This is a genomic window from Pseudomonas fluorescens (assembly GCF_902497895.1).
Classification (GTDB): Bacteria; Pseudomonadota; Gammaproteobacteria; order Pseudomonadales; family Pseudomonadaceae; genus Aquipseudomonas; species Aquipseudomonas fluorescens_BP.
This window is the reverse complement of record NZ_CABVHQ010000006.1, coordinates 1-25,224: the sequence shown is the minus strand read 5'-3', so window position 1 is coordinate 25,224 and position 25,224 is coordinate 1. Positions and strand designations below refer to the sequence as shown.

The window sequence follows — 25,224 nt, the reverse complement described above, 5'->3', positions numbered from 1 at the left end:
GGCGCCATAGCCGAATCAGCTTCGTGACGCCCGCCGAGCGACATCGAAGGCTGGATCATCAGATTTTAGCTCGACGCCATGAACTGTAAGTGCAAGCCCCGTAAATGAAACCGGATTGCTGGTCAGGTCAGACGCGAAACTGGGAGCCGATAGTAAATGTGCCGCTGACCTCGGAGAGCATTTACGGCACTACTATCGGTCCGAATAGCCCGTACGGGGTGATTTCGCGCGCGCAGAGATCGACCAAAAGCCAATCAGCGGCGATAGCCGCATGGCAACTAGGTCCCCACGGCACCGACTAAATGCCGAGGGTCTATGGGTTTAAAATTGAACAGGGGCAGTTGAACACCCGAGTCAGTTTTCGGCCAGCGGCAACAATCGGCATCGCTCTTCTCCTGTTCTCGTCTCAATTACCGGGATATGCCTGCTCAATCTGCTCATCAAACTCCCCGCCCACCCCGCAGTACTCACGGGGAATACGTTCAATATCCTCGGCGATTTGCTCGATCACCTCGCGCAGTTCCAGCTGCGCGAACCAGCGCGCCGGAATGGTCGCGGCGCCGTATTGCACGCCAAGCAGGTGGCCGGTGATCAGGCCAGTGCTGCCGCTGTTGCCGCCGTGGTTTACGGCTGTGATGATGCCGCTTTCCAATGAGTCCGCAAATAACGCGCACCACAGCCCGATGGCCAGCGCTTCTTCGGCGACCCAGCCACCACCCAATTCAGCAATGCGTTGTGGCGTGGGCCGGTAGCCTTCGTAAAAGAAGAACAGCACGCGCTCGATGAAACTGCGGGGTTGTTCCATGCTGGGCTTTTGCCCGTGTTTGGCCAAGCTTTCGCTGATGGAGTGTTCGAGGCTGTCCTGCCAGTCGACCATGCGCTGGAGAATGTCCGCGAAAAGGCCACCGGCCAGGTAGCCCGTCGGGTGCCCATGGGTCAGGCGGCCGGACTGGGTGGCGTAGTCAAAGGCGTTAGCGAAGAATGCACACGGCGCAGCGCGGACCAAGGCGCCACAGTCCTTGCTGTTGTTCTCGGCGACAGCGCCCATCCGCTGGCTGGCCTTCAGCGCCGTGAGGCAGGTGGTGCCCGGGGCTCGGCGGGACCATAGGGCCTGTTGTTCGATCAGCCAGCCATCTTGGCTGACCACTACCGGTGCGGGGTAATCCTGGGTCAGCAGCCAGCGCAACTGGGCATGGTGAATGATGCTGGGTACATGACAATCCCCACCCGCGCTTCCACGCACGAAGGCCCGCAGCAAGCCTTCGGCGGTGAAGAGCATCATCTGGGTGTCATCGGTGATGGCGCCGGTAAGGCCGAATGCGGGGGCGAAGTCGACGATGCCTTGGCAGCCGTACTTGGCTTCGATCACCGGCCATTCAAGGAACTCCACCGGTGCGCCAAGCGCATCACCTACGGCACCACCGAGCAGGCAACCCTTGATCCGTTCAAGTCTGTCCATGTCTATTCCTTTCACGCGGTGGGTACCGAGGCCTGCAGCATCGTCAGTTTTACCTCCAACTCTTCGACTTGGGCTTTTTCTGCCCGCAGGGCCGAGCGCAGTTCGCGGTTTTCCGTTTCCCAGATGCGTGCCCAGCGGGTGAGATCCCGTTCGCCTAACAGCAATTGCCAGATTTCACGCAACCGCAGGTACTGCAGCAACAGCACCAACAGGATGATCCCCATCACCAGCAACGCACCTGTCGAAACCGTATCCAACGTCGTCATATCCAATTCCTTCCGTGAGATCGAGGCACCTCGAAGACATCCACACGATATGTAGCATTTAACGACAGGTCTAGAATGTAGACTTATACAGGTAAATAAATCACACACATTGAAGTGCATGAAACATCTAGCGGGAGCCAACAGGTTTAGGCAAAAAAATGGCTTTTTTCCGTCGCTTTAGAGGGGGCCAGAGCTAGGCAGGGAAGCCCCTCCGAAGCGGAATCACATCCCAGGCACCCGCTGCACCGGGCAAAGGTTTGAACAACGCATCCAGCAACATGTGTCCTTAAACTTTACACATGGAGGTTGCAATGGAAGGCGCCAACTCGAAAGTCGAGTGAAAATTTGAGGATATGTCGCCTTCAACGACAGGTCTTTATTGTAGAGTGATGTGATTCAAGTAACCGCACACAAGGAGGGGAAGTGAAACGCAAGCAAACCATCGAGCAGGTACGCTGGGACCTGGCACTTCGCTACAGGTTGATCGAGACTGTTGCATGGTGGGAAGGCCGTCTGACCACGGGGCATTTGATTCAGAGCTTTGGCATCAGCCGCCAGCAGGCGTCCAAGGACATCAATACCTACATCACTGAGCATGCGCCGAAAAACCTGGCCTATGACAAGCAGCTCAAAGGCTATGTCCCCAGCAAGCATTTCAAGCCAAAGTTCATCGACGACAGCGCCAGCGCTTACCTGCACCTGCTTTACCAAAACAACGAACGCGCCCCACACATCGACGGGCTCGCCTTGGCCTATGCCCACACCAAGGTACTGGAAGTACCGGACAGGCCGATTCACCCAGAGATTTTGCGCCCACTGCTCAAGGCCTGCCGCGACGGCCTGCGCCTGGAAACCGAGTACGTGTCACTCAATACGCCGAACGTGGAAATTCGCCTCATAGCGCCTCACACACTGGTCTATACCGGCATGCGCTGGCATGTGCGGGCATACTGCGAGAAGAACGGCCAATACCGGGACTTTGTGCTCAGCCGCCTGCGCGGCGAGCCGGACTTGCTCGACGCTTCGGAAAATACCCGTGAGCTAGATGAAGACTGGAGCAACGAAATTCCGATCGTCATCGCGCCCGATGGGCGATTGAACCCTGCGCAGAAAGCGATCATTGAAACCGACTTCGGCATGGTTGACGGCCAACTAGTGGTGCCCAGCCGCAAGGCCTTGGTGAAGTATGTATTGCAGCGTTATCAGATCGACCACAGAAACCTGGACCCTAATCCTGAGGCGCAGCAAATCGTGGTGTCTAACCTCAGGGAATTGAGACCGTGGCTGTATGAGTGATTAGTTGGCAAGTCGGTTGATTACCTGACCGCATGTAATCAACCTATCCTCCCAATAGCGCTACAACGACTTAACGATCTTTGCGTCTGGGTAACATTTCCTTCAATCCGGCGCTCATTTTGTGCCTGATTCGCACCGCGGTTATGTAATTGTCGATCTCCCAGATCAAAAGCTGCTGCGCTATGTCTTGGTGATCCGCGAGGATGGCAAGGTTGCGCGGAGTGTTCCCTTCGTTGTTCTTCGCATCAATATCAACGTTGAACATGAAGTGTTTTTCAGAGAAGTGCTTAGCTGCCTTGAAGTGGCCGTTTGCGGCCAACCAGTGGATAGGTGTGTTCCCTCCCACATCACGGTCGTTGAGACTTCCGCCTTCCCGGTATCGCTTTTCCAGCGTCTTTAGCTTCCCCTGCTTACCGGGCAGATGGACGTACTTTTCATTTTCTATGAATGCCAACGCCTCTCGATTCGAGGATTGACTTGTCCCCCACCGCACCGATCACCTCCAGTCGCTCGATCAGGAAAGTTCGGTTCAACCGATAGGCGATGTCCAGTGGAGTGTGCCCTGCAAAATCCCTATCATTTAACGCTAGCGGCTCGAGCGACGACAGATGGTCCGTGTTATCGAGAAGCACTGAGGCGTGCCAGTCGCCCATACCGTGATCAAGCATGTCTCCAACGCAATAGCCTGTCGGGGCCAGAGTTTTCTCAAGCAGCGTGAGTAGTGCGGGTGTGTAAGACATGGCATCCTTCCCTGATTGGATATATGTCAAAAAAATGGACAGCTTAAGAGAGCCACTCGAACTCGTGACGCAATGCGTCACGAGCCGAGAACGGCCCGGAGAGTGCAAGCCATTACTCCAGACGAACGAACTCTGCTTCGATGGTTTCACCGGTCTTGCGCCAGGCATGAAAGCGCTGGCGTTGCTCTTGGCGTTGAGCGATGTTGTCCTGCATCTCTTGCACTGTGCCAAGCAATTCCTGATACGCAGGGAAGAAGCGCAGGATGAAATGCTCACTGTCGAGAAGCTCAATCATCTCTTTACGTTGTTTGTCGAAGTTCTCCACCATTTGCTGCTGGGACTTGCGGAAGGCTTCTTCGCGCTGAACTTGTTGATAGGTGTCCCAGGCCTCCAGGGCGAAACCTAAGACCGCTAAAGCGCCATTGATATTTTTGGCCAGATTGACCGCGCCCCAAGGCTTGAATTTGAGCATCTTGCCCAAGTCCATTCCCAAGGTTTTGGCGACGGCGACGATGCCGTCACGTGTTGCAAGAACCGAGGTATTGTTGATCAGGTTGCTCTTGACGACGTAGTTGACACCCTGTTTGCCAAGTTTGGTCACCGAGCTGTTGAAGTGCTCGATTTCCGAGGCAAAACTCAAGCGCATACTGCTGATCTCTTGGCTCACACCGTTGAGCTGTCGGTCGAACTCGTTCTGCAGCGTTGTCGCCATAACGAAGCCTTCATTGCCGATTTCACGCTCGAAGAATTCACCGCACGTTTCGAGCGTGAGGCCCTTGGCCTGAAGGATGAGATCCGTGAAGTAGTCGAGGACAAAGCTGCGCAGGCTGATGCGTACGTCACTGATGCGGCTATTGGCAGCTTGTAACTGCTCTTGCAGGGTCTTGCCCATGCGCTCCAGGCGACTGACCTCATCACCGATCTTTTCGTCGTTCTCCACGGCCACCGGTACTTCCTTGTGCAGCACGTCGAGGATAACGCTGTTACGCGCCTGGTCGACGATGGCCACCGCACCACCGCTGGTTCTGATTTTTTCTACGGTAGCGCCTTGCAGGTTGGCGATGTGGGACAGTGTCTTGAACTTGTCCAGATTTGCCAGCCAATATTCGGTGCCCATATCGAAGGGGTTGGCGGCTACCGCCACGATCGACAGCGCAGCCAATTGCGCTTCGGTGGCGTCGATGGAGTCGCGTAGACGGCTTTTGACATTGTCACGCTTGATCTTCAGGTTTTCCTGGTAATCCTGCTCATCCTCAACGTCGGCAACTTCGTCGAAACGGCTGAGGACGAATACCGTACGCGGCAGCAAGTCGAGCGTACGGAACAACCAGTTTAGCTCGTCCGCGTGGCTTTCCTTGATCGGGTTGGTGGAGTTCATCACATACAGGATCAGATGTGCCTCGCTGACGTACTTGCGAGTGATGTCCTTATACTTTTCGATAGTCTGGGTATCGGCGTTGTACTGCTCTTTGAAGCCAAAAAGCCCGGGGGTGTCGATCAACACAAAATCGTCACCCACCTCATACACTTTTACTTCGTTGGAAGACTCCTGCTGGCTGATGTTCATGCTGGATTTATCCAGCCGCTCCATCCAGGCCGCCGCTATGGAAGTCTTGCCTTCGGAAAATCCGCCCACCAAGGCGATTTTCAGTTTATCCCCCGCGACTTGATTACGGGATGTGGCGAGCTTGGCCAGCAGCGTTGGATCAATCGTTACACCCAGGTGTTCTCCCTGGCGAAGAAAAGTCTCCAGCCGATCGAGAATATCCAGCGCGCTGGTCTGCTGAGACTGAAATACATCAAGTGTTGTTTCCATCAACGATTACCTTCTGCCTGAATTTCATTGGAAAGCTGAGTCAGCTGAGAAAGGGAGCTTCCCAGGATCTGATTGATGGCCGCGATTTGCGCCACCGGCTCGTTCAAGTCAGCCTGGACTTCAGCAACTTTTTTCTTCAGTTCTGGCAAAGCACTGGCCAAGCTATTGTGAAATGCCTCTTGCAACTGCTCGGCGATTTTTTCGAGGTTTTCATCGACCGACTTGCGCTGTTGCCCTTGCTTGTACTTGGTGTTGAAAGCGCCGTAGAGGGCCTTCCCAAGACTCACCAACAGCGTGATGCCACCCAGCGCCATGATCGCCCAGCCTGCAGGGTTCCAGAACATCAGTGCACCACCAGCCAAGGTGCCAAGCAGGCTAGTCAGATGGATGCCGTTGTCGATCTTGATATCGACCTTGAAAGGCACACTCAGGCCGCCGATACGCAGCTTGCTGTACGTGGAGAGCAAATCCTTTGCATGCGCTTCGAACCGAGCCACCACAGCGGCAATCTGCTTGGCGAAGCTGTTGACTTCAGCCTGCATGATTGAGGGCAATTCGCGCTCAAGCACCTCTTGCTGCCCAGTGATACTGCGCTCCAAAGCGCTGCGGAAGTCGTCATTGCCAATATCATTCTCGATGCGTGCGTAGACTTCTTTCCTGACCGCCGTCTTGAACTTGCGGATGGCCTCTTCGCCCTTGGCGGTCAAACGCGTTTCCAAGGCCTGCAGTGCAATGCCAAGTTGCGCTTGGGAGCTGTTGGTTTCCAGACGCAGTTCCTCTTCCAGCGGTCGGAACTCGAGGCGGCGTAGCGTTGATAGCTGGTGGATGATCTTGCTGACCTCACGCCTGACCTTATGCAGGTTGGAGCGCTTGATCTTCGCCCGATGATCCTTGACCAGATTGCCACTCAAGTGCTCGCAGAACGACGTCAGACCTGATTTATCAAGCATCTGCCCGGCCGGCAGTTTGCTCAGGAACTTGGCCTGATTGTTGGCCGCTGACGATCTTGGTACCAGGCAATCGGCCACCGCCAGGAACGCAGGCCAGGCACTCAGTGATATCGCGTGCTGATAATGCTCCCCCAATTGCTCGCGCATCTTGATGTCCAGGTCCTGAAGGCTGGCCTGTTCGTCCTCGCTGACAAGTTGCGGCTTTTCCAGGAGCATTGGGTTGGTGACGCGTTTGTTGAACAGTGACCAGACTTCCGTCTGGGCCCCCAGGTGGGCCTTGATCTTTTCCAGTGTCCCTTGACGCGCCTCGTCGCCTTTTTGCGGAGCCGTGGGCTTGCTGGTCACATAGAACACCGCGTGAGCCTTTTTGACCGCGCTGTCGATCTCATCTTTAACCTGCTTCTCATCGCCTTCGATTCCGGGCACATCCAGCAACGCGAAACGTTGACCTTCGGCGCAAAAGTCATAACGGTGAGTCTGGCGAGTGAAGTCCGGGCGACCATCACCGATGATGGAGCCATCGGCATCACGGTTCAGTTCGGCCAGCCCTTCCAATGCAGCGTGCTGGCGAGTTTGTTGCTCCGTTTTTTGCGCCTGAAGTTGTACTTTCTGCTGTTCTACGACTGCCATTGCCGCTCGCCGTTGTGCCGTCAATGGCTCGATGCAAGCCTGACGCTCAACGAGCAGCTTTTCTTCCGGCAGTTTGCGCAGCGCATTGAGCAGACGCTGGAACAGATTGGCGTTGTTTTTCTTGTCGGCGATGGTTCGAGTCAATACGTCCAGCTCCGCCGCCATGGCCGCATCCTGCTGATCGAAATCCCGCGCCACCGCCTCCAGGTTGCTCTGCACAGCTGTCAATTGTTCATCCAGAGCCACGATGCTCTCTTCGAGCTGCTGCAGTGCCTCCTCGCTCAACCCCAGACTCGCTTGCAACTGCTGGAAACGCTGGCGTTGTTCGACCTTGGAGGTTTCATCCAGCAAGATCCGCAGTGTCTCGATCAGTGTCGATTTACCGGCACCGGTCTCACCATAAAAGGCCAGGGTGAACGTGTCCCACTCTGCGTGACTTTGCAGATCGGCCATTGCGTCGTTCAACTCTTGCTGCACGCCCTGGAGAATGCCGCGGGCGCTGTCCTGCTGCTTGGCCAGTTTCTGGTCCTGGGACCTGGTTTCCAACGCCTGCAGGATGACCTCGACCTCTCGGCCAACTTTCAGATAGATTTCCTTGGGGGATTGCGACTCGATAATCATGGGGCGGACTCTTTCATCCAAGTTGAAATAAGTGACCGAGGGGGTCTGCCAGGCAGAGGGCTGCGTGTTACATCAGCCCTTCATCGTCGAGTTCCACCCGTGCATAAAACACAATCGCAACCGCAGGTATCAGGGCCGAGTATCCCGGCTTGAGCGCAGTCTTGAAGTTGGTCAACAATCGACTCACGGGCTTCTTTGCAAGCGTACCCAGCAAGCCGGCGACGGCATTGGCATAACCAGCCAAAGCTATTGTCGTGGTTGAGGCCATTGCCGTGCCTGCGGATGGGTCGGTCATATCAACGTCAACCGTCGAGGGCTTGAAGTACGAGGCTACGGTGAGGCGCTCGGCCAGAGCGTCAATGTGCTTGAAATAGACTTCACGGGACATGACCTTCGCAGCGGTCAGTGGAGCGTTGGCCAACGGATGCCCGTCAGGAAAAGCGTGCTGGAAAAATGTCTTGATCAACAGCTCTTCGGTCTCCAAAACGCTGGCGCAGCGATGAGCTTTTGAACCCAACTCATAATGCTCGGCAAGCATTTGCAGTGCGTCCACATAGGTCAGGCCGCGGCGCCTGGCTGCGTTGACCAGACAATGTCCGCCGACCAGCTGAAACTCTCGTGTGAATGAGAAGGCACGATCCTCTTCAGCATCTTTGATGTCTGTCCAACTGCTGGTCTTCAGATGTTTGATGGCTTCTTCGGTCAACTCGACCGGGGATCGTTCGAGGATTCGATAGACAATGGAATCATTGCGCACGAAGTCATCAACAGCCGTGACCGTTCCAAGTCCTTCTGCGAGCTGCTGCCCCTGGTAACCCCTGAATTTTGTCTGGGCCATGACCGCAGGCAGTTTCTTCCAGTAATCGCCGTGCCCAAATTCCGGCATCGAGATATTGTCGAAGTTTTCCACCTCGTTACGGCCCAGACTCGCCTCTCCAAAATTCATGAAAAGCGTCCAATCGTCCCTGGAATAGGCATTGATCAGGCGTCCATTAATACGCGACTCCATCTGGGCGGCATCGGATGGAGTTACTTCGACGGCGGCAGCCATTAGCAGAACATCATCGATGGCCAGTCCGTAGCCAAGCGGATCAGTGCGGCTCTTGAGCGCACTGACAACCAACCTGCCGCCTAACGAGTGACCAATCAAATTGACGGTCGTGACATGGGGGTGCTTTTTGAACAGATACTCCTGCAACTGTTCCATCAGCACCTTGCCCATCTCTTCGGCTCTTGAGCGAATCCGCGCGAAATGAACAGCGCGATCACCCACAAACACCGCCGCTCCCACGGCGACATGCACGCGCGCGCCAGCAGCGAACAGGCTGCGTGAGCTGCTGCCGACACGGGCAAAGTGACCCGAGGGCCAGAAAGCAAAGATATTCACGCAGTTCTGCAGCGATGCCGGGATGCTGCTTACCAATAACCGGCGATCTTGAAGATCATGCCCCGCCGAATATCCATGAATAAAGATATTCGCCACGGTCCCGCAAGCCTTCGGCAAAGTCCTGAACTTGAAATGTGGGTTCATGGGTCAACGTCCGACACTGGAGCGCAACATCTGGGTGCTTGCCCCTTTCGCCCCTTTTTCAGCGGGACTGATGGCGCCACCGAGGACAATCAAAAACGCAACATCACCGACCATTAACCCCATACTTCACCTGGCAGCAATTCGGAAAAAGGCCATTGCATAGGCACAGTTCATCCGAGTCATCTCATGAAATGCGCAGACCGCGCATGTAAGGCCGATTGCAAGAGTTCGTCAGTTATCAAGTGGCCAATTCAAAATCATACGAACTTGAATCTGGCGTGCGAGGGGGCGCCGCAAGCGCTTCCCTGTGCCTGGATCACGTCAAATCTGCTACTGCGACGGCGCATCGATTATGCCCAGCACGATGCCGAATTGCCATCACCCATCCAGAACCGAAGGTCTAATACCCAAGCCAACGCCCGGGCTTCGTTACACGACGCATTCTGACCACCGATCGCCCCATCCTGTCCTCTCCCAAGCGTCAGGACATCTCGCATGCCAACCAGCCCCACTCCATTCGCTCACGATAGCCTGCGTGCTGCCGACACCTGTGCGCTCTCGCTGAAGTGGAGTTTCCAACTGATGCTGGAGCTTGGCGGCCACCGCACTTTCATGGGTCGCCACAGTTTCAATGATGACGAGTTAGCCCGCGAGTTAGGGCTGGCAGAGTGGGTCGATGACCAGGAATACAACGCGGCGCAGGCACTCAAGGCATTGCGCCAGAATGCGCGTGCATTCAAGGTTGATTATCCGCACCCGTCTTACCCCGACCGATTGGCAAGCAACATTCAATCGCTGGCAGCCTTGCTGCAGTTGAGCGACGCAGAGCTGCGCGTGCTGGGCTTTTGTGTGCTGATGCATAACGATCCGGTGCTCAGCGATGCCACCGACCAGTTGGGTGTACTGGGCTACAACCGGGCGCTCAAGTCGTTGTCAGTATTGTTGGGGCTACCGCTGACGGAGGTCCGAACGTGCCTGAGTCGTGACAGCCAACTGGTACGCACGGGGTTGCTGGACCTGGGCACCAGCCACAGCGCATCCTCGATGACCCTGAGTTCACTGCTGTATGTAAGCAACCAGGACCTGCCCGGCCTGTTGCGCTTCAGCCAAGGCTCGCCGCTTGAGTTGTTTGTCTATGCATTCCGCTTGAGCCCACCGGGAAAGCTGAGTCGTGAGCATTTCGTTCATGTGAAGCAACCGCTGGATATTGCCGAACGCTACCTGGCCAAGGCATTGGAACAGGGCCGGGCCGGGGTGAACATTTTGCTCTACGGGCCACCGGGCACCGGCAAGACTCAGTTAAGCCGCTTACTCACCAAGCGTCTGAACAGTGCGCTGTACGAGGTGGCATGCACCGATCGCCATGGCGACCCGCTTTACGCTCACCAGCGATTATGTTCACTGCGTGCGGCTAACAGCGTGTTGCATGTACAGCGAGCCTTGCTGGTAATGGACGAGATCGAAGATATCTTTCAAACTTCCATCTTCGATGTCGGTAGCCGCTCCCAGAAAGCCTGGATCAATCGCATGCTCGAGGAAAACGCGCTGCCTTGCTTCTGGCTGAGTAACAGCATCGAGGCGATCGACGCTGCACATATACGCCGCTTCGATCTGGTGATCGAAATGCCCAATCCGCCGCTGGCGCAGCGCGAAAAACTATTGCGCGATTGTGGCGCGGGCAAGCTGGGCAATGAGTTGGTCGAGCATCTTTGCGCTCACGGGCAAGTCACTCCTGCAGTGCTCGAGCGTGCTGTGCGAGTAGGCCGTAATGTCTCTGCGCGCGCGGGCAAGACCTTGGACAGCACCATCCGTTGCATCGTCGACAACACACTCAAGGCCCAAGGCTTCGCCAAACTGCCACTCAACGACGCCAACGGTTTGCCAGGGTTTTATTCACCGGACTGGATCAACGCCGATCTGCCACTCACCGGTCTGGTCGAGGGTCTGCGCGCCCATCCCCAGGCTCGGCTTTGTTTCTATGGCCCACCCGGCACCGGAAAAACCGCGTTCGGGCGCTGGCTTGCCCAAGAGCTGAACAAGCCTCTGATTGTCAAACGAGTATCGGACCTGGTCTCACCTTATGTAGGCATGACCGAACAGAACCTGGCCAGCGTCTTTGAGCAGGCCCGGCAGGAAGACGCGGTGTTGCTGTTCGATTAAGTAGACAGTTTTCTGCAGGACCGCCGCAAGGCGCGGCAGAGTTGGGAGGTGACCACCGTTAACGAAATGCTCACGCAGATGGAGAGCCACAACGGGCTATTCATTGCCTCCACCAACTTGATCGGCGACCTGGATGAAGCTTCGCTGCGGCGCTTCGATTTGAAAGTGCATTTTGGCTATCTGACGCAGCCCCAGAAGCTCGCGTTGTTTGCTGCGCACTTGAACGCCTTGGGCCTCGAGGATTCGAAACACGTCGCCGGGCAGCGGCTGCGCGGTGAAGAGCGTCTGACTCCGGGAGATTTTGCGGCAGTGGCGCGACGCGCACGTTTCAAGCCGTTCGCGAGTGCCGACGAGTTGGCAACGGCGTTGTTGGCGGAATGTCGGTTGAAATCTGCGGGGCTGCAAAAGCCTATCGGGTTCATCCATTGAACGTACCGAGAACCCATAGTCCCCCATCGATGAGCGCACCATGAAAAACCAAGAGTTGATCATCACCCATCTGAATGAATCGATCCGGGCGCTGCAACGCATCGTGATCTGCCTGGAGACAGGCCACACGTTCGGTACTCGTAAACCGATGCGATATCGCCATGCGCATTTTCGCAGCCACCTGGAGCAAGTCCAGCATCACATCAACTACGCATGGACCCTGCGCAATATGCCCGATACGCAAGCGATCAGCGCTACCGATGAGGATTTTCAACACGCGTCCACACTTCGGATCTCGAGTAGCGACTAGCTGATAAAAACTCACTACCCAAAAGCTTGTTCTACCAGCCTGGGCAGAACCTCTGCTGCCCTGCCGACGAGGCTGAACTCCCGGTTTTCCACCACCAGCTCTGGCTGCACATTGATGTGAACCACCTGCGCGCCGTGCTTCAGTGCGATACGTGGTAACTCGGCTGCTGGCTGCACCAGCCCCGAAGTGCCCACCGACAGCAGCACATCACATTTTTTTACCGCCGCCAGCGCTTTGCGCCAAACGTCATCGGGCAGCGATTCACCAAACCAGACGACGCCCGGCTGCACCTTGCCATTGCAATGCAGGCAGCGTGGCGGCTCGATGCTGCGCCCCTGCTCCGACTCATCAGGTTGATCGTGTTTGATCGCATAGGCTCGTGCGCAGGCAAAGCAGCGCGGCGAGCCTAGGCTGCCGTGCAAATGCAATACCTCAGGGCATCCGGCGCGTTCGAGCAAGTCGTCAACGTTCTGGGTGACTACCGTAAGCGTAGGGACTCGCGTAGCCAGTTTTGCTATCGCCAGGTGGGCGGCATTCGGTTGTGCCGCCAATGCCTTGGCACGCCGCCATTCATACCATCCCCACACCAGGGCGGGGTCATTGCGAAAAGCTTGCGCGGTCGCCAAGGCAGCAGGATCAAAGCGCTCCCATAGCCCGGACAAGGCATCGCGGAACGTGGGGATACCACTCTCTGCGGATAAACCGGCCCCAGAGAAAACAACGACACGAGATGCATCGCGCAACTGTTGAGCCTGGAACTCCATACTGACCTCCCGCGCTCTGCGCCGACCGGATACCTACTGACACTAAGTCGGTCCCTGGCCCTTGCGCAACAGCTCATTTTCCATCTCCATCGCCTTGTAATGCCGATACACCTCGTACCCTTTCTTGACGATGACAAAGGCGCCGACGGTGGCCAGGATATTTTTCAGCACAGTCCTTACTCCCATTGTTGGATGGTTGGAGCATGCTCATGCCCCGCGACAAATTGCGTCGCCCTCGTACGCTTCTATAGATCCAACATTTTAATAAAGTGATAGCCTATCGCCACAACACAGCAACAATCGCACGCCACTACGCGACTGCTCAAACCTGCTGGAAACACTGTGAGCCGATGCCTGTTACCCGGTGCTCAAGTCGTCACTCGCCTCCCGCTTGCTTAAGGAAAAGCCCATGCCGTCCGCCAAATCGCATTCCACTGTCAGCCGCCAATGGGAGCTGCTCAAGCACCTGCCAAAACGTGAGTCCGGTATCACCGTGACCGAGTTGCTGGCGCGACTTGAGTCCTCCGGTTTCAACATCAGCCGGCGCACCGTCGAACGTGACTTGAATGATCTGTCGCTGGTGTTCCCGTTGCAGTGCAGCGAAGGCATTACCCCACAAGCCTGGTATTGGACACCTGGCGTGAATGTGGAGCTGCAAGGTATTACGCTGACCGAAGCCTTGAGCCTGACCCTGGTCGCCGACACGATCCGCCCGTTGTTACCCGCCAGCATGCTAAGCGTGCTGGAACCGCGCTTTGTGCATGCGCGGCAGAAACTCAAGGGATTAGAGGACGATAACCCGGCTGCCCGTTGGCTGGACAAGGTCGCCAGCGTGCGACCGGATCTGAACTTGCAGGCGCCGGATATCGACCCACTCTTGCTGGAAACATTACAGAAAGCGCTGATCAATGAGCGTCAAGTGCAGTGCCAGTATTACTCGGCGCACGCGGACAAACTGAGTGAGTTGACACTCAATCCACTGGCCATGGTGCAGCGCGGGTTGGTGACCTATCTGATCGCCACCGCGCATCCGTATACCGACGTGCGCCAGTTTGCGGTGCATCGTTTTCGCAGCGTCGATCAGCTCAATAAACCCGCTGACGGATTACAGGCCTTTGATTTGAGTGCGTACCTGGCCAGTGACGCCCTGCAGTTCGGCACCCCGGAAAAGATTCGGTTTCAAGCCTGGGTCAGCGAGCATCAGGCGCGGCTGATTCGTGAGACGCCATTGAGCGCGGATATGACGCTGGAGCCGTTGGACGATGGCTTTCGAGTACGTTCGACCCTCAGTAACACGTGGCAGTTGCACTGGTGGATTTTGTCTCAGGGCGACGCAATGGTGGTGGAGCAGCCGCCCGAGTTGCGCGCTCAGATTGGCGAAACACTCCACCGTGCGGCGGCGGCCTACCCGCCAATGGATGCAGTGGCAGATACAACAGCAACACGGGTTTCGCGACAACACCTGGCAGGCACGACACAAACCGTCGCATCAAGTGTGTAGTGTCACGTCACTGACCACTATTTTCGCCCACCGCAAAACCGCTTCAATTTCGCCACGGCCACTTCCAGGGCCGTGGCTTGTTCCATCTGTACATCCTGGCCTCTACAACGCGGGCAAACCTCAGGACAATCGTCGAACTGCAAAACATCACTGAGCGGGATAACCGTTTGGCTCCAGCCACAATCTTTGCAACGCATGGTGAAAGGATGCACTGGCCTGACCATGAAAACGCCTCAATCTGCGGGAAGTGGCTACAGACTACAGGGAGGTGCGACAAGATGAGTCGCTGGCCCGAATCAGATCAGACCCTCAAATATTCGCTGTCTTAGAGATCGTCAATCATGGAGGAATTTTGCTTGGACTCACCTAGCGCCGATTTGAAAACTGCAACGCTGGCTCACAAATTCGTAGGCGATATCGCCGGTGTTTTCAGCGTGCCCGGGTACCAGCGTGGCTACCGTTGGGACACAACGGATGTGAAGCGCCTGCTGGACGACATCTGGCAGGCCTTGCAAACCGCAGATCCGGACCAGCCCTACAACCTGCAACCTGTTGTGGTCAAACAGCACTCACGAGGTTCTACGGCGCAGACGCATCAATGGGAACTGGTCGACGGGCAGCAGCGCTTGACCACGATCTACCTGATACTGCTCTACATGCATAAGTCGGGATTGAACAGGGCTCCTCTGCCCTATTCATTGCACTACGAAACCCGTCCGGGGAGCGCAGAATTCCTCGCAAGGCTCGGCGATGAGGAGCTGGACGACTACGACAGCAACATCGATTACTTCCATTTGCACAGGGCTTATCGCTGTATTGGCCAGTGGTTCGATAAACACGGTGCTCGCACTCAATTCGCGGCCAACAAATTCTACGAAGCGCTGTTCGAGAAAGTCGCGGTGATCTGGTATCAGGCCCCCGAAGACATGGATGCCACGGCCCTGTTCACTCGATTGAACGTCGGCCGGATACCGCTGACGGATGCGGAGTTGGTCAAAGCGTTGCTGCTGTCCAGGATCAAGGTCGAGCATGCCGATCGAGCCGCCGAGGTCGCCAGCCAATGGGACATCATCGAGCGCGATCTCCATGCCCCCGAGCTGTGGGGTTTCATCTGTGGCAATTCGCCGAAGGTTACCGACCGCTACCCGACCAGGATCAGCCTTTTGCTCGATTCGCTGGTATCCGGCAGCCAGTCACGCAAGTCAACCCGCTACCATACCTTCGAGTCTCTGCGGCCGGATATCGAAACAGACCCACTGGCATTCTGGCTGAAGGTTCTCAACCTGCATGACCTGATGCTTGGCTGGTTCAACAACCGCAACCTGTTTCATAAGGTGGGTTATCTGGTACTCACAGGGATGGACTTCGGAGAACTGGCTCGTTTGTCCGCAAACCAGAGCAAACGTCAATTCGAACAGGACCTGGATCACCGCATCCAAGAGTCACTGAGCCTCAAGGCTTCGGACGTGGAAGCGCTCAGCTATGACGATCGAAAGCACTACGACAAGTTGCTGAACCTGCTGTTGCTGGTGAATGTCGAAACCATGCGCCGGGTGCCACACGCCAACCAACGCTTCCCCTTCCACATGCACACCGATACGGCATGGTCGCTGGAGCACATCCATGCGCAGGATGCCGAGAACCTGACCAAGGCCGAACAATGGCAAACCTGGTTAAGGCTGCATTTGACCGCGCTCAGTGAGCTGGCGCCCGATACCGTCCCGCAACAGTCGCAGCTGCTTGAGGAGCTGAAGACAGCGCTTGAGCAAGTCGGCACGGCGCAGAACTTTGGCAACACCTTTCAAGACCTGGCCAGTCGTGTCGTCGCCGCTTTCAATGCGCCCGACGAGCAGACTGCCTCCGCTCATGGCCTGCACTCCATCGCCAACCTAGCCCTGCTGTCGAGGTCGGACAACAGCCTGCTGAGCAACGCGGTGTTCGAGGCCAAGCGGCAAATGCTTCTGGATGTAGACCGAAAGGGAGGCTACATACCGGTGTGCACGCGCAATGTATTCCTCAAGTACTACACCCCGGCGAACGCGCACCAGAACCATTTCTGGGGCCCTCAGGATCGCAATCATTACCTCGATACAATCCTCGAGATCGCCAAGCCCTATTTCCTGAACGAAGAGAAAATGGCATGAACCACACACTCACGTCGTACATTTCACTCTTCGACAATAACTTGCATGCAACTCATGGAATCCGAAGAATCGAAATCCCGCTGATCCAGCGCGACTATGCACAAGGCCGTCATGGCGCATCGGTGGAGCGAATCCGCAAGGACTTCGTCGACGCCTTGCATGATGCCGTCATGCATGACGACCGTCCCATCAGCCTGGATTTCATCTATGGCGATGTCGTGGACGGCACCCTCTATCCCCTGGATGGCCAGCAACGCCTGACCACGCTGTTCCTGCTGCACTGGTACCTGAGCTGGCAGGCCGGCGAGCCCATCGAAGGGCAAGCATGGCGCAACTTCACCTACGCCACCCGCGCCAGTGCCCGACAGTTCTGCGAGGCATTGGCCAACTATCGACCACCCGCCGGCGAGACCGATCTGAAGGGTTGGATTGTCGATCAGCCCTGGTACTTTCACGGGTGGCAACATGACTCCAGTATCCGTGCCATGCTGGTCATGCTGCAGGCGCTGGAACAGCGTTTTGCCAGCGCCAGCAGCGAAGCATTCGCTGCTGCCTGGGAACGTCTTGCCGCGACCGACCATCTGGCAATCAGCTTCCACCTGCTGCCGGTGGTGAAGAACAAGCTCAATGACGACCTCTATATCAAGATGAACTCTCGCGGCAAGCCGCTGACGCCGTTCGAAAACTTCAAAGCGCATTTCGAGACGTTGCTCAAAAGCGCCTGTCCTGCACAAGCCGACGATTTCGCACACAGGGTTGATACCGTGTGGACGGACGTCATCTGGGCTTACAAGGACGCTGATCAGCTTATTGATGATCAATTCATGCGCTACTTCCGTTTTGTGTTTGACCTTTGCGCCTGGCGCGAGGGTAATCGCGCCGACAGCAAGGCCAGCCTCGATCAGTTGGCACAAAGCCTGTTTGCCAGCGACCAAGCGAAGGCGGTCGAGCACCTGAACTACCTGTTCGCAGCCTTCGATATCTGGGTCGACCTGGACACGAGTGATGCCTTCAACACCTGGCTGCGTGCAGCCGACGCTCGATCCCCATCGGCCCTGCTGCTGTTCAATCCTCTGCGCACCCAGCCCGGCCAGAGCCGCATCGACCTCTTCGGTGGTTGCTGCCGGCATTACGGGGATTCCGAGTGGAGTCAGGCTCATAGCCTTCTGCTCTACGCAGTGCTGCTGCATCGCATGCACAACACCGCTGATTTCCCTGAACAGTTACGTATCGTGCGCAACCTGATCGAAGCGTCCGGTGGCGGTGAGATGCGCGCCCAGAACATGCCCGCCTTATTGGAAGATGTACGCCGTGTCATAGTCGACGGAACCCTGGACGGCGTATCGACCTTCAATCAGAAGCAGATCGCGAACGAAAAGGACAAGATCAACCTACTTGCCGCCCACCCGTCGCTGCGAGAAGTGGTCTACCAACTGGAAGACAACAGCGTGCTGCACGGCGCACTGGCCGTGTTCGACCTCGACCCAGCCCAGGACCCTGCAATTTTTGCCCAACGTGCCTTAGCGTTTCTTACCTTGTTCGAAGATGCTCACTGTTGGCCACAGTTGACCGGCGCACTGCTCTCGCTGGGCGATTATTCGCGCAAGCAGGATCGTTATGGCGGCTACCGATTTTTCGATTTCGGCTCGCCGCGCAGTGAAGCAGTCTGGCGGGATCTGCTTGCGAGCAGAAAGAGTCCCGAGTTGGTACATCCCCTTACCCAACTACTCGATCAGGTCGCGCAAAGCGGTAACGATCTCGCCGTACTCAAAGAGATTCAGCAGGCGTTCCTCACCGCGTGCGAACGCGACCACGTGCTGGACTGGCGTTATTACCTGGTCAAGTACCCGCGCATGCGTGAAGGTAACTCGGGCCGCTATGCCATCAGCCAACGTGGCTACAGCATCTGCATGCTGGACAAGACAGTCATGCGCAGTTACTACCGCGACCCCTATCTCTCGGCGGTGGCGACCACGAGCGGCTTGAAGGTTCCAGACAACAACCTCTGGTTTTATGGATACGAAACCCTGCGTCGCGGGCTGGAACGAACGGGTGGTACTGTCACCATCGAAAGTGTCGACGAAGGCTGGAGACTCGAAAACTTACCTGACGACCCTGAACTCGTACGGAATATGGAGGACTTACGTGCAAGCTTCGACATCGGCAGTGACCAGATATATCGAGTGCCACAGGAAAACGGCATAGATGCCACTGACCGGATCATGCTGGGTGCCAAGTTGCTCCATGCACTGGATGAGGTCGGTCTCTAGCGGCAGGATCGGCTCAGGGGTTCGCCGGTTTCTGATTAGTAAGATTGTTGGATGGTTATCCAGATGTCCGCTTGCCAAAAGCAGACAGACCAAGCGGACTTTCCGCACCAGAGATTCATTGGTCAAGTCGGTGCTATAACGCAGCAATGTTGCCAGGGGGCTCCAGACCTATTACTAATGAGGATAGATTGATGACTTGGCCCACGAAGCAACGTACCCTCCGCTGTAGAGCAGCCCTGACTCAATCAGGGGTTGAAATGTAGGTAACGTCATTGCAGAGCTCGCCGTTGCAGCCCTCAGCCAATGGCATTCCAAACAGTATTCCAGTATAAAAACTAATGCTATATTTTCCTTTTAAATCAATAATATAAAACACCAATTCAGATTACCCCGGCCCACCAATTAAGCGTTACAAATCAGGCACTTAGCGTTTATCGCAAGTGCCTTTTTTGTGCCTGAATGGGTGGTTTTGGCTCCGGAATGACAGCTTAATGACAGCATTCCCGGCTATCGCCGGCATCAAGTTCAGGAGAAGGAAGCCATGTTCAATTTGCTGGTGAGCGCCGGTGGTTGGGGGGATAGGCGCGGAACCATGCCCCTTGGTCGAATGCTTAATATGACCGTAGATTCCGCAGTTGATTTCTACAGGCCAAAAGGAGCACTCGACCTGGCTCGGCTCATTCTGTTGCCCGCCCTGATCAGATAACGGTACGAGCGTTCCTTGTCGAGGTGGGTGTTAGCTCGACGATGGCCCCCTCTCAGAGTTGAGAACATCCAGGTTTCTGGTCTGTGGTGACCGGAATCCTCAAAAGGGACGGGGGCAGAAAACGGCCAAAAGCGGTCCTCCGCATTATTTAGGGAAATTGGCAGCGCATCTACCAAATTGGGCGTATGACGGAGCGAACGCCCCACACCAATGGCAGCTACCGCGCTCCATCAAGCGGGGGCTGGAGAAGGAGTGAAAGTGCGGTATGAGGTGGTGTGTGAATCTGCTGCGACCGAGGCTTGCGTCATTATCTGAAACCTGGAGCCCTACAGGCGCACGTCACCGTGCGCCGACAGCATTAATCAATGGTGCTTAGTAACCAACGCCTCGTATGCCACCCGAAGCCCGAATGGATTCGCCTGTTACCCAATGCGAGTCCTCGGACGCCAGGAAGACGGCCAGCGGTGCAATGTCTTCTGGTTCGCCGAATCGGCCTAGCGGCGTGCCCGCTATAAGTTTTTCGCCAAACTCACCGGCGAAGTTGCCATCAGTCGCTGGGGTGTTGGTGTGGCCGGGCAAGATCGAGTTGACCCTGATACCGCGCGGCCCAAGCTCTCTGGCCAAGGCGAACGTCAACGTATCGACCGCGCCCTTGGTGGCAGAGGTGTTGTCGCGCCCTAAAAATCTGTGATTGTCGTCCCTGAAATCGTCTCGGCGAATCCGACGCCAAACACCCGCGCAGGCGTTTCAAAGCCTGGTCGTCGCTCACCGCCCAGCACCCGGCGTGCAGCCTCCACAGCGGCCAACGGTGTGTAGGTGTAGCCGTTGACGGTCTCGATCACTGAGCGCGCACTTGTGCCGTCAGCGCCAATGACTTCAGCCACGGCTCGGGCGCGGTGGGCGTCACGCTGCTCCGCGCTTGGGCCATCGGGAAGTTGTGAGAGATCGCCTTGAGGAAAGGCATCGCCGGTGATGTGCACGAACATGGAAATGTTGGGAATGCCGGTGGAGTGCCAGCCGGTGACCAGGTCACCGAAAGACAGTGGCGCGCACAGTGCCGGGCCGTCGCCAAAATCGAAGTGCTGCGGCTTCGTATCCGGGGTGGCGACCAGCAGTCCGTCCACTCGTGCCAAAAGGCCCGCGCCAATGATCTCGCTGACACTCAACGCTGATCCCCGTGACATGGAGCCTGCGACCTGTAGCGCCACCTTCAGGGCCTGCGGATCCTGCACACGGCGAGCGACATGCATCGCCAGGCAGTCTGTCGGCACCACGTCCCAGCCGACTCCGGGCAGCAGCATGACACCCGCCTCGGTAGCCTGAGCGCCAAGCCGTTCTGCCAACCGATAGACATTGATCTCGGCCGTTATGTCCAGATAGTCGACCCCGGCCTTGATACAGGCCTGCATCAAGGCGTCCGCCGTCTGAGCAAAAGGCCCTGCGAAATTCAGCAGCGCGCCGATGCCATGCAGGGATTCGGCTGCTTGGGCATCAGGGGTGAATACTCGATAAGGCACGCCCAGTTGCGCAGCGAGTGACTCCAGCCTTTCTCCATTGCGGCCAGAGATCACAATGTCCAGCCCCAGCGCTTTGGCATGCTCGGCAGCCATGCGACCGGTATAGCCGGTCGCCCCGTAGATCATTAATTGATTCATTGGGCGTGCTGCCAGTTTTTGTAGACGAATTCGAGGCTGTAACCGTCCGGGTCGAGGACATTGGCGGCGTAATAATTCGGGTCGTAATACAGACGTGCGCCAGGTGCTCCGTTGTCTACAGCGCCATTCTCCATAGCCGCCGCGTAAGCTGCGTTGACCTCGGCCTTGCTGTTCGCCACGAAGCCAACATGAACCGCCCGCCCCTCCACAACACCCTCGCGCAACCAGAAAAACACCCGCCCATTGGCACCGAAGCCCTTGAGGTCCGGGTGGCCTGGCGGACCGTCCTTGCCGTCGTAATCAAGCCTGCCGGTAATGCCAAGCGGGGTCAGTGTCGCCGTGTAGAAACGGATGGAACGATCAACGTCGCTTACCGAGATAAAAATATGATCAAGCATTGCGATTGCCTCGCTTTTCAGATGCTGATTTAGATGCTGATTTAGATGAAATACCCGCCCGCGACTTCGATAGTCTGGGCATTGATCCAGCTTCCTTCTTCGGACAGCAGCATGGCGATAACGCGAGCTACGTCCTCCGGCTCGCCCACCCGGCCAAGGGCTGTTTGCGATGCGAGTAAAGCTTCGAATTCGTCATTCAAGCCGCCACCGAGTTCGGTGCGGATCGCCCCCGGCGAGACGGAGTTGGCACGGATGCGCCGAGGGCCGAACTCCTTGGCCATGTAACGAGTCAACACGTCGAGTCCGCCCTTGAAAGCCGCATAAGGCGCGACGCCTGCCGTGGCCACTCGGGTCGTGGCGCTGGTCAGGTTGACGATGCTGGCGCCCTCTTCCATCAGCGGCAGCAAGGCTTGAGTCAGGAAAAACGGGCCTTTGAGGTGAACGTTCAACAAGCCGTCAAACTGCGCCTCGGTGACCGATTCCAGGGGATGGAACAAGCCATGGCCCGCGTTGTTCACCAGACCGCCGAGCGTTGCCACACCCCAGGTTGTCTGTAAGGTGAGCACCACCGTTTCTCGGAAGTGCTCGAAGCTGCTCACATCAGCAACGTCCAGTTCAAGCGCCACGGCCTTGCCGCCCGATGTCTGGATACGCTGGACAACAGCGGTTGCCGAATCAGCATGGCTTTTGTAGGTGAGGATGACCCCCATGCCGCGTCGAGCACAATGTTCGGCCGTGCTGGCGCCGATGCCCCGGCTGCCACCGGTGATGACGATAACGCTCATGCGCTGCTCCAATGTCACTGAGATGAGTCACCACAGTAACCATCGCCTTCGCAACGAGCGCAGCCGTTCCTACTCGAATCCTGCCTGTTTCTGCTTTTTGCTTGCCTGGGCGTATCAGCCTGGGTTCAGATGTTCCCCCATGACAAACCAACTGAATGAACTTCGCTCGCTGGCTTCCCGTGCCGAAAACCGCCGCACGGAGACGGGCATCCCACGTGTAGCCATGGTCCAGGGCGAAATCCCTGAACACCTGCTGGCCGCCGTTTACGACCCGATGATCAACCTGATCCTGCAAGGCAGTAAATCAATGACCATCGGCGACCGTACGCTTTGCTATGACCCGGCGACTTATTTCGTCATGTCCATCGAGTTGCCTGCGGTCGGTCAAGTACACCCTGCCTCTTCCGGCGAGCCTTACCTGGCGGTCAGCCTGACACTCGACCCGACGGTCCTGGCGACTCTACTGTCCGACCTGCCAAAGCCCATCGGGCAATACGACAAGGATGCAGGCTTTTCGGTAGCCGCCGTGACGCCCGACTTGATGGATGCCTGGGTGCGCATGCTTCGATTGATGACCCGGCCTGAAGAAATTGCGGCCCTGGCGCCTGTATACGAACGGGAGATTTTGTACCGTGTTTTACAAGGCCCACACGGCTGGATGCTGCGGGACATCGCGGCACCCGATAGCGCCATGGCTCGGGTCAGCCTGGCCATTCAGTACATTCGCCGGGAGTTTGCAGAGTCCATCCGGGTGGAGACACTGGCACAACGCGCTGCGATGAGCGTGTCAGCCTTTCACCGTCACTTCAAAGCCGTCACCGCGCTTAGCCCGTTGCAATATCAAAAAAGGGTTCGACTACTTCAGGCTCGTACGTTGCTGGTGGCCAACGCCAAAAGTGTTACTAACGCGGCCTTTGAGGTCGGCTATGAAAGCGCTACCCAGTTCAGCCGCGATTACGCACGGGTATTTGGCTTACCGCCGGCACGAGATGCCGCGAGGATACTTGGGGAAACCCGAGGCGAGAGAAGATAGGAAAAAAATGACTATTAACCCCGTCACGTATTGAGTCGGCTTGGCAGTCGGTCTTTGTCAGGACCAAGCTATAGGGCCAAGAGATCATAGTTTTGATGGAGCGATAGCTGCTCCTTGACGAGAGACAGCAATCGGCCAAAAGCGGCCAATCCAACTGGTACTCAGAACTCCCATGGATAGCCAACGGTTTCCACGGCGTCCGCGCTGGGGCAGCCGGCCTTTTCGCCCAAGCCGCGTATTACGGGACGTCCATCAGCGCAACGATGTCCTCTTTAGGTATAGCCAGTCCATTGCCCGTGAAGGTATGAGTAAGGTGGCACTCACCGTCATCTGATAGTAAATAGGCCCAGAGCGTTGCGCAGTAGTCATCGATGTTCGAGATTTTTCCTTTGAACTTGACTACGACGGGTTTCAGCCGTTCTTCGATGATTCCCCTCAGGTCGACCAACCCTCCGTTCCCACAAAAGCTGGGAGACCACAGATCCTGGATAGCCTCTGGAACCCGATAGCGAACTCCGCTTGGGCTAGAGCTGGCAGCAGTGAAAGTGTTCCATGCGTAGGGGCCACACACCTCGGCTATGGAGCCTTCGTACTCGCTGCGAAGCTTCACGATTTCCCTAGCCGCCTGCTTTGCAACCAGTTGCTTCTCAGGAGGGAGCCATTCGGTGATTTTGTCTAGAAAGCGCCCCACACCTTGCGACGAGCCAAGCAGTCCTTCATCAAACCATGAAGGGCAGCCACCGTAGCTTGTCGAATGGTAGTAACAAGCGTGGGTAATGTCGGCACGAGGGGAAGCTTTCAGCAGGTGGCATACCACAAAGTGGAACCCCGGCGAATCAATTTGAGAATACACCTCTGCGATTTGTAGCACTTCCGAAGCTCGAAGAACTCTGTCGATTTTCTCAGTGGAAACCGCGTAGATTTCAGAGAGAGATCTAATAGCGTCTTCTCTGTGGTCACAGCTCGGGATAAAACTCATCGTAGGCGCCCAGCCTCATCAACGCAATGAAGCCCAGAGCATATCAGGCTGAGCGCGCATAACCAGCTCAGCTTCCAGGCCGTCAGTGACTGAATCGCCTCTGGGTTTGTAGACACCTTCGAGTCACAGCTTCTGGCCGAATGCAGCCCCTTGCGAGCGTCAGCAATAGGTCCAGGCTGTGTGAAAACGTTTTAGAGCTGGTTTGACAGTCAGAACCGCAACGAAAATCGCGTTCCTACACAAATTTCAGGTCTGCTGACCAACCAAACACTGGCAGATTTTACGTAGCAACGCAGACTTCACAACGGTGCATGCGTTTTCACACAGCCTGGGCCGATAGCTGCCCTTCACGAACTGCAGCAATCGGCCAAAAGCGGTCTGACTGCGGAACATAGATTACCCATAAAAATCCACTCGGCATGAGTTGAAAAGCGATGTAGCGGCGTCTTGAACAGGTGGGCCGCTACACCAGGGTTAGCCTGTATCAGACGGTCAAAACCAGCTCAGGGATAGCCTCGAACAAATCTGCCACCAGGCCGTAATCGGCTACTTGGAAGATCGGCGCTTCTTCGTCCTTGTTGATCGCCACGATCACCTTGGAGTCTTTCATACCGGCCAGATGCTGGATCGCGCCGGAGATACCGACCGCGATGTACAGCTGTGGCGCAACGATTTTGCCGGTCTGACCGACCTGCATGTCGTTGGGTACGAAACCTGCGTCGACCGCGGCGCGGGAAGCGCCGACCGCCGCGCCCAGCTTGTCGGCCAGGGCGTACAGGTG

General features: G+C 56.5%; 21 protein-coding genes and 2 pseudogenes. 8 read left to right on the top strand and 15 right to left on the bottom strand.

Translation table 11 applies throughout. From position 1 onward, the window contains the following. Positions 1-2 precede the first annotated feature (2 nt). Positions 3-176 (top strand): annotated as a pseudogene (locus F8N21_RS31400) (IS3 family transposase); the annotation flags it as partial. Between the two features lie 230 nt (positions 177-406). On the opposite strand, the gene F8N21_RS04480 reads toward F8N21_RS31400, so the two are convergent. Together F8N21_RS04480 and F8N21_RS04475 are read right to left on the bottom strand one after the other, a co-directional pair. Continuing rightward, positions 407-1,459: an ADP-ribosylglycohydrolase family protein gene (locus F8N21_RS04480; protein WP_150640979.1), complete on the bottom strand. Its 1,053-nt coding sequence runs from the start codon at positions 1,457-1,459 to the stop codon at positions 407-409. An 11-nt stretch (positions 1,460-1,470) separates the two neighbouring features. Then, the gene (locus F8N21_RS04475; protein ID WP_150640978.1) at positions 1,471-1,725 is read right to left on the bottom strand and encodes a hypothetical protein; all 255 of its coding nucleotides are present in this window, start codon (positions 1,723-1,725) and stop codon (positions 1,471-1,473) included. Between the two features lie 423 nt (positions 1,726-2,148). On the opposite strand from F8N21_RS04475, the gene F8N21_RS04470 reads away from it, so the two are divergent. After that, entirely contained in the window at positions 2,149-3,021 is an 873-nt protein-coding gene (locus F8N21_RS04470) for a WYL domain-containing protein (RefSeq protein WP_150640977.1), read from the top strand. Between the two features lie 70 nt (positions 3,022-3,091). On the opposite strand, the gene F8N21_RS04465 is transcribed toward F8N21_RS04470, so the two are convergent. The 5 genes from F8N21_RS04465 to F8N21_RS04445 form a co-directional block, all read right to left on the bottom strand. Beyond that, positions 3,092-3,475, bottom strand: a complete 384-nt coding sequence (locus F8N21_RS04465; RefSeq protein ID WP_191624191.1) for an ankyrin repeat domain-containing protein — start codon at positions 3,473-3,475, stop codon at positions 3,092-3,094. Next, positions 3,456-3,761, bottom strand: coding sequence for a hypothetical protein (locus F8N21_RS04460; RefSeq protein ID WP_150640975.1), 306 nt, complete (start codon positions 3,759-3,761; stop codon positions 3,456-3,458). The genes F8N21_RS04465 and F8N21_RS04460 overlap by 20 nt, the downstream gene beginning before the upstream one ends. Before the next feature lie 112 nt (positions 3,762-3,873). Continuing rightward, the gene (locus F8N21_RS04455) at positions 3,874-5,577 is read right to left on the bottom strand and encodes a LeoA/HP0731 family dynamin-like GTPase (protein ID WP_150640974.1); all 1,704 of its coding nucleotides are present in this window, start codon (positions 5,575-5,577) and stop codon (positions 3,874-3,876) included. Continuing rightward, positions 5,577-7,778 carry a hypothetical protein gene (locus F8N21_RS04450; RefSeq protein WP_150640973.1) on the bottom strand — a complete coding sequence of 734 codons (2,202 nt, stop codon included), beginning with the start codon at positions 7,776-7,778 and terminating at the stop codon, positions 5,577-5,579. The genes F8N21_RS04455 and F8N21_RS04450 overlap by 1 nt, the downstream gene beginning before the upstream one ends. Before the next feature lie 67 nt (positions 7,779-7,845). After that, positions 7,846-9,309 carry a DUF726 domain-containing protein gene (locus tag F8N21_RS04445; protein WP_150640972.1) on the bottom strand — a complete coding sequence of 488 codons (1,464 nt, stop codon included), beginning with the start codon at positions 9,307-9,309 and terminating at the stop codon, positions 7,846-7,848. Positions 9,310-9,804: 495 nt separating this feature from the next. Between F8N21_RS04445 and F8N21_RS04440 the strand changes: the two are divergent. Further along, positions 9,805-11,898 (top strand): annotated as a pseudogene (locus F8N21_RS04440) (AAA family ATPase). Positions 11,899-11,938: 40 nt separating this feature from the next. After that, the gene (locus F8N21_RS04435) at positions 11,939-12,208 is read left to right on the top strand and encodes a hypothetical protein (protein WP_150640971.1); all 270 of its coding nucleotides are present in this window, start codon (positions 11,939-11,941) and stop codon (positions 12,206-12,208) included. 14 nt (positions 12,209-12,222) lie between these two features. On the opposite strand, the gene F8N21_RS04430 is transcribed toward F8N21_RS04435, so the two are convergent. Both F8N21_RS04430 and F8N21_RS31255 read right to left on the bottom strand, forming a co-directional pair. Then, a complete protein-coding gene (locus tag F8N21_RS04430; protein WP_150640970.1) occupies positions 12,223-12,972 on the bottom strand; it encodes an SIR2 family NAD-dependent protein deacylase in 750 nt (249 codons plus the stop codon). 42 nt (positions 12,973-13,014) lie between these two features. Beyond that, positions 13,015-13,143 carry a hypothetical protein gene (locus tag F8N21_RS31255; protein WP_256352328.1) on the bottom strand — a complete coding sequence of 43 codons (129 nt, stop codon included), beginning with the start codon at positions 13,141-13,143 and terminating at the stop codon, positions 13,015-13,017. A gap of 238 nt (positions 13,144-13,381) precedes the next feature. Between F8N21_RS31255 and F8N21_RS04425 the strand changes: the two genes are divergently transcribed. The 3 genes from F8N21_RS04425 to F8N21_RS04415 all read left to right on the top strand — a co-directional run bounded on the left by F8N21_RS04425 (position 13,382) and on the right by F8N21_RS04415 (position 18,887). Next, positions 13,382-14,473 (top strand): helix-turn-helix transcriptional regulator, encoded by a 1,092-nt coding sequence (locus F8N21_RS04425; RefSeq protein ID WP_150640969.1) that lies wholly within the window; start codon positions 13,382-13,384, stop codon positions 14,471-14,473. Between the two features lie 356 nt (positions 14,474-14,829). Continuing rightward, entirely contained in the window at positions 14,830-16,617 is a 1,788-nt protein-coding gene (locus F8N21_RS04420) for a DUF262 domain-containing protein (RefSeq protein ID WP_224788159.1), read from the top strand. Next, complete coding sequence (locus F8N21_RS04415) at positions 16,614-18,887, top strand: DUF262 domain-containing protein (protein ID WP_150640967.1); 2,274 nt, start codon at positions 16,614-16,616, stop codon at positions 18,885-18,887. The genes F8N21_RS04420 and F8N21_RS04415 overlap by 4 nt, the downstream gene beginning before the upstream one ends. Positions 18,888-19,965: 1,078 nt before the next feature. On the opposite strand, the gene F8N21_RS04410 is transcribed toward F8N21_RS04415, so the two are convergent. From F8N21_RS04410 to F8N21_RS04395, 4 genes are read right to left on the bottom strand one after another with little or no spacing between them, the layout of a single operon-like run. Then, positions 19,966-20,313, bottom strand: a complete 348-nt coding sequence (locus F8N21_RS04410) for an SDR family NAD(P)-dependent oxidoreductase (RefSeq protein WP_224788165.1) — start codon at positions 20,311-20,313, stop codon at positions 19,966-19,968. Continuing rightward, a complete protein-coding gene (locus F8N21_RS04405; RefSeq protein WP_150640966.1) occupies positions 20,271-21,248 on the bottom strand; it encodes a saccharopine dehydrogenase family protein in 978 nt (325 codons plus the stop codon). Before F8N21_RS04405 ends, F8N21_RS04410 begins: the two co-directional genes overlap by 43 nt. Then, on the bottom strand, positions 21,245-21,646 hold the full coding sequence (locus F8N21_RS04400) for a VOC family protein (RefSeq protein ID WP_150640965.1): 402 nt from the start codon (positions 21,644-21,646) through the stop codon (positions 21,245-21,247). Before F8N21_RS04400 ends, F8N21_RS04405 begins: the two co-directional genes overlap by 4 nt. Before the next feature lie 41 nt (positions 21,647-21,687). Beyond that, entirely contained in the window at positions 21,688-22,431 is a 744-nt protein-coding gene (locus tag F8N21_RS04395) for an SDR family NAD(P)-dependent oxidoreductase (protein ID WP_150640964.1), read from the bottom strand. Between the two features lie 139 nt (positions 22,432-22,570). On the opposite strand from F8N21_RS04395, the gene F8N21_RS04390 reads away from it, so the two are divergent. Next, entirely contained in the window at positions 22,571-23,464 is an 894-nt protein-coding gene (locus F8N21_RS04390; RefSeq protein WP_191624189.1) for an AraC family transcriptional regulator, read from the top strand. 238 nt (positions 23,465-23,702) lie between these two features. On the opposite strand, the gene F8N21_RS04385 is transcribed toward F8N21_RS04390, so the two are convergent. Beyond that, positions 23,703-24,443, bottom strand: a complete 741-nt coding sequence (locus F8N21_RS04385; protein WP_150640963.1) for a hypothetical protein — start codon at positions 24,441-24,443, stop codon at positions 23,703-23,705. Positions 24,444-24,927: 484 nt separating this feature from the next. Further along, a partial coding sequence (locus F8N21_RS04380; protein ID WP_224788158.1) for an FAD-binding protein occupies positions 24,928-25,224 on the bottom strand: 297 nt, incomplete at its 5' end.

Bases quoted from the DNA above. Each gene is read 5' to 3' on its own strand.
- F8N21_RS04390 (WP_191624189.1), top strand. From the start codon at position 22,571: ATGACAAACCAACTGAATGAACTTCGCTCGCTGGCTTCCCGTGCCGAA.
- F8N21_RS04400 (WP_150640965.1), bottom strand. From the start codon at position 21,646: ATGCTTGATCATATTTTTATCTCGGTAAGCGACGTTGATCGTTCCATC.
- F8N21_RS04480 (WP_150640979.1), bottom strand. From the start codon at position 1,459: ATGGACAGACTTGAACGGATCAAGGGTTGCCTGCTCGGTGGTGCCGTA.
- F8N21_RS04460 (WP_150640975.1), bottom strand. From the start codon at position 3,761: ATGTCTTACACACCCGCACTACTCACGCTGCTTGAGAAAACTCTGGCC.
- F8N21_RS04450 (WP_150640973.1), bottom strand. From the start codon at position 7,778: ATGATTATCGAGTCGCAATCCCCCAAGGAAATCTATCTGAAAGTTGGC.
- F8N21_RS04415 (WP_150640967.1), top strand. From the start codon at position 16,614: ATGAACCACACACTCACGTCGTACATTTCACTCTTCGACAATAACTTG.
- F8N21_RS04430 (WP_150640970.1), bottom strand. From the start codon at position 12,972: ATGGAGTTCCAGGCTCAACAGTTGCGCGATGCATCTCGTGTCGTTGTT.
- F8N21_RS04455 (WP_150640974.1), bottom strand. From the start codon at position 5,577: ATGGAAACAACACTTGATGTATTTCAGTCTCAGCAGACCAGCGCGCTG.
- F8N21_RS04395 (WP_150640964.1), bottom strand. From the start codon at position 22,431: ATGAGCGTTATCGTCATCACCGGTGGCAGCCGGGGCATCGGCGCCAGC.
- F8N21_RS04385 (WP_150640963.1), bottom strand. From the start codon at position 24,443: ATGAGTTTTATCCCGAGCTGTGACCACAGAGAAGACGCTATTAGATCT.
- F8N21_RS04405 (WP_150640966.1), bottom strand. From the start codon at position 21,248: ATGAATCAATTAATGATCTACGGGGCGACCGGCTATACCGGTCGCATG.
- F8N21_RS04435 (WP_150640971.1), top strand. From the start codon at position 11,939: ATGAAAAACCAAGAGTTGATCATCACCCATCTGAATGAATCGATCCGG.
- F8N21_RS04445 (WP_150640972.1), bottom strand. From the start codon at position 9,309: ATGAACCCACATTTCAAGTTCAGGACTTTGCCGAAGGCTTGCGGGACC.
- F8N21_RS04425 (WP_150640969.1), top strand. From the start codon at position 13,382: ATGCCGTCCGCCAAATCGCATTCCACTGTCAGCCGCCAATGGGAGCTG.
- F8N21_RS04475 (WP_150640978.1), bottom strand. From the start codon at position 1,725: ATGACGACGTTGGATACGGTTTCGACAGGTGCGTTGCTGGTGATGGGG.